The organism is Oerskovia gallyi (assembly GCF_014836745.1).
Lineage (GTDB): Bacteria > Actinomycetota > Actinomycetes > Actinomycetales > Cellulomonadaceae > Oerskovia > Oerskovia paurometabola.
This window is the reverse complement of record NZ_JACSQE010000003.1, coordinates 202,302-206,148: the sequence shown is the minus strand read 5'-3', so window position 1 is coordinate 206,148 and position 3,847 is coordinate 202,302. Positions and strand designations below refer to the sequence as shown.

Genomic DNA, 3,847 nt, shown 5'->3' with positions numbered 1-3,847 from the left:
GAGACGGACGAGGGTGTGCGCGTCGCGCACGACCTCACGCAGGAGGAGCTCGCCCAGCTCGTCGGCGCCTCGCTCGAGCCGGTCCACGTCGAGCAGGACGACGGCGCGTCCCTCGCGGCGGACCCACCCGCGGGTGGCGAAGTCGGCGAGGGCCTTGTTGACCGTCTCGCGCGAGGCGCCGACGAGCTGGGCGAGCTCCTCCTGCGTGAGGTCGTGCGCGACGCGCACACCCTCGTCCGTCTCCTCCCCGAAGCGGGTCGACAGGTCGAGGAGCGCCTTGGCGACACGGCCGGGGACGTCGGAGAACACGAGGTCCGCGAGCGTCTCGTTGGTGCGGCGCAGGCGGCGCGCCAACGCGTTGAGCAGGTGCTTCGCGACGCTGGGGTGCTTCTCGATCCACTCGATGAGCTGCTCGTGCCGCAGCTCGTAGAGCAGGGCGTCCGACACCGAGCTGGCGGTGGCCGTGCGGGGCCCCGGGTCGAAGAGCGAGAGCTCGCCGAACATCTCGCCCGGTCCGAGGATGGACAGGAGGTTCTCGCGGCCGTCGTTCGAGCGGCGGCCGAGCTTGATCTTGCCCTGTGCGATCACGTACAGCCGGTCACCGGGCTCACCCTCGCGGAAGAGCACGTCTCCACGGGTGAGCTCGATCTGCTGCATCGAGTCGAACAGCGTCCGGGTCTCTTCGCGGTCCATGGTGGCGAAGAGGGGGGCCGAGAGCACTACGTCGTCGTCCACGCGATGTCCTTCGAGTGTTGAGCGGACTTTCCCGGCATGAGCCCGTCTGCATCGGCGGAGTTCGAGCGAACCGGTACTCGTGATTCCTCCCACAAGTCTGCCTCATGTGCGCAACTCGGGTCGCCACCGCCCCGCGGGGGCCCGCACGGATCGCGGGGGAGAGGCGTGTGGGCGGGGCCGAGTAGGCTGCCGGACGTGACCACTTCGGGCGGTACCTCGAGTCCTGCACCAGCCCCGCACGTCGAGTCACGGCTCGCCCTGGTGCGGCGTGCACGGCGCACCAACCGTGAGCTGGCGCTGACCTATCCGGACGCGCACTGCGAGCTGGACTTCACCACGCCGCTCGAGCTGCTGATCGCGACGGTCCTGTCGGCGCAGACCACGGACAAGCGCGTCAACCTCACCACTCCGGAGCTCTTCGCCCGGTACCCGGACGCGGCGGCCTACGCGGCCGCGGACCGCGAGGACCTCGAGGACATCCTGCGTCCCACCGGTTTCTTCCGGGCCAAGGCGCAGTCGGTGATCGGGATCGGGCAGGCCCTCGTCGAGCGCTACGACGGACAGGTCCCCCGGAAGCTCGACGACCTGGTGACGCTGCCCGGGGTCGGTCGCAAGACCGCGAACGTCGTCCTGGGCAACGCGTTCGGCGTCCCCGGCCTGACGGTCGACACCCACTTCGGGCGCCTCGTGCGCCGCCTCGGGTGGACCGCCGAGGAGGATCCGGTCAAGGTCGAGACGGAGGTCGGGGAGCTCATCGAGAAGCGCGAGTGGACCATGCTCTCGCACCGGCTGATCTTCCACGGCCGCAGGGTCTGCTTCGCGCGCAAGCCTGCGTGCGGGGCGTGCACCATCGCGCACCTGTGCCCGTCGTTCGGGGTCGGCGAGACAGACCCGGCGGTCGCTGCGGGCATGGTCAAGACGGACTGACGCGCGGAGCGCGGGAGGCCGGAGGCCCGCTCAGCCCTTCGTGGTGGGCAACCACTCCAGCAGGAGGCGCGTGACGTCGTCGGGCGCCTCCTCCGGGAGGAAGTGCCCCACCCCGTCGAGGACCTCGAACCGCAACGCGCGGGAGACCGCTGCCGCGTCCGCGTCGGTGAGGTCGCGGCGCAGGAATCCGTCGGACCCGCCGTGGACCTGGAGGGTCGGGACGGTGATCGGGCGGCGCAGCGCGCTGCGGAAGCGCCGGCCGTCGGGCCGGGGCGCCGAGCGCACGGACCAGCGGATGGCCTCCATCGCGGAGTGCGCCGCGAACGGGATGCGCATGACCGTGCGGTAGGTGTCCACGACCTCGGGGGCGAACGGCGTCGCCGCCCCGTCGGCGAGGACCCGACCGACCAGGTCGTCCTGCGTCAGGGCCCGCTCGGGGAACGTCGGGAGCTGGGCGAACGCGAGGTGGCGCTGCGCGAGCGGCGTGAGGAGCCTGCGCCCCGAGGTGTGGACGTGCGACGGGTGGGGCGCGGCGAACGCCGCGACGCCCGCGGTCACGGCGGGCTGGAGCGCGGCCATGGCCCAGGCGAGCGCGCCGCCGGTCCCGTGCCCGACGACGACGGCGCGGTCGGCGCCCAGCGACCGGACCACGCCCGCGACGTCGCGCGTGCGGGTCGGGGCGTCGTAGCCGATCGGTGGCTTGTCGGACGCGCCGGTGCCCCGGAGGTCCATCGCGGCGACGCGGTAGCCCGCCTCGGCGAGCGCCTCGAGCTGGTACCGCCAGGCCCACCAGAACTGCGGGAACGAGTGCAGCAGGAGCACGAGCGGTGCGCTCGAACCACCCCCGCGCGACTCGGGGCCCGCCAGGGCGAGGTGGAAGCGGGCGCCGTTGGCGGGCACGAACTCGTGCCGCCAGGGGCCGTCGACGAGGGCTGCGGAGAAGTCGCTCGAGTCGGTCGTCACCCGGACGAACCTACCTGCTCGCTCGAGGCCGTGGGCTCGGTCGCCTCGGTCCCCGGCGCGTCGTGCGCGCTCTGGCCCGTGCCGTCGTCCGTGGGGGCTGCGGCCCGCCGGTCCTTGGGCGGGTCGAACCGGTAGCCGACGTTGCGCACGGTCCCGATGAGCTGCTCGTGCTCGGGGCCCAGCTTGGCACGCAGGCGCCGCACGTGGACGTCGACCGTGCGGGTGCCCCCGTAGTAGTCGTAGCCCCAGACCTCCTGCAGGAGCTGTGCCCGCGTGAAGACACGGCCCGGGTGCTGCACCAGGTACTTGAGGAGCTCGAACTCCTTGTACGTCAGGTCGAGCGGGCGGCCACGCAGGCGGGCCGTGTACCCGCCCGCGTCGATCGCGAGCTCGCCCGCCGAGATCTCCTGCGGGGCGTCGTCGGCGCGACCGTGCGACGAGCGTTCGATCACGAGGCGCAACCGGGCCTCGACCTCGGCAGGGCTCGCATGCTCCAGGAGCAGGTCGTCCGCCCCCCACTCGGCGGTGACGACGGTCAGCCCGCCCTCGGTCAGGACGAGCACGAGCGGGACCGTCAGACCTGTCGCGTGGAGCAGGCGGCAGGTCGTGCGGGCGGCCGCGAGGTCGCGGCGCGCGTCGAGCAGCACGACGTCCGAGTCGGGCGCGTCGACCAGGGCCGACGGCTCCATGGGCAGCACCCGCAGACGGTGCGACAGCAGTCCCAGCGCAGGCAGGATCTCGACGGACCCACCTGTCGCCGGTGTCAGGATCAACAGCTCTGCCACCGACGCACCTCCTCCCAGTGACCCCCGAGGAGGCCGGAATCATTACCGTAGCGCGTGGAACAGGGGTCGACGGGGTGACCAAGGCCTTTGCGCTGTTACAACCTTGTTTCGTGTTCGCGTGCGGCGTCATCTGGGAGACTCATGTTCGTGCTCAGCCTCTCCGGACCCGGTGCCGTCCCCGTCCTCATGTCGTCCGTGTCGTCGGGGGAGTGTGCCTAGTGGGTCTCTCCTCCCGCGCCGTCGCCACGTCGGTGGTGGCCGTGGTGGTCGCCGCGGCCGCGTTCTTCGGCCTCCTTCCCCTGACGGTCGCCGCCGCCGCGCTCGCCGTCCTGGTCGCGGTCGGGTGGCCGGCGCTGCTGGGCCAGCCGGCCCCGGGTGGCTCCGGACTCGTGATCGGCCTCACCGGGGTCGGTGCGGGCGCGGCCGTGGCCGCGACC

General features: G+C 72.6%; 4 protein-coding genes and 1 pseudogene. 2 read left to right on the top strand and 3 right to left on the bottom strand.

Annotated features, from left to right (window positions below):
- The coding region (locus H9640_RS05040; RefSeq protein WP_191789761.1) for a Crp/Fnr family transcriptional regulator at nucleotides 1-735 on the bottom strand (735 nt) is incomplete at its 3' end.
- Nucleotides 736-930: 195 nt separating this feature from the next.
- Between H9640_RS05040 and nth the strand changes: the two genes are divergently transcribed.
- Nucleotides 931-1,662, top strand: coding sequence for an endonuclease III (gene nth / locus H9640_RS05035; RefSeq protein ID WP_307824229.1), 732 nt, complete (start codon nucleotides 931-933; stop codon nucleotides 1,660-1,662).
- A 30-nt stretch (nucleotides 1,663-1,692) separates the two neighbouring features.
- On the opposite strand, the gene H9640_RS19000 is transcribed toward nth, so the two are convergent.
- On the bottom strand, nucleotides 1,693-2,625 hold the full coding sequence (locus tag H9640_RS19000; RefSeq protein WP_318243652.1) for an alpha/beta fold hydrolase: 933 nt from the start codon (nucleotides 2,623-2,625) through the stop codon (nucleotides 1,693-1,695).
- On the bottom strand, nucleotides 2,622-3,410 hold the full coding sequence (locus H9640_RS18995; RefSeq protein ID WP_307824228.1) for a winged helix-turn-helix transcriptional regulator: 789 nt from the start codon (nucleotides 3,408-3,410) through the stop codon (nucleotides 2,622-2,624). Before H9640_RS18995 ends, H9640_RS19000 begins: the two co-directional genes overlap by 4 nt.
- Before the next feature lie 218 nt (nucleotides 3,411-3,628).
- Between H9640_RS18995 and H9640_RS18990 the strand changes: the two are divergent.
- Nucleotides 3,629-3,847 (top strand): annotated as a pseudogene (locus H9640_RS18990) (hypothetical protein); the annotation flags it as partial.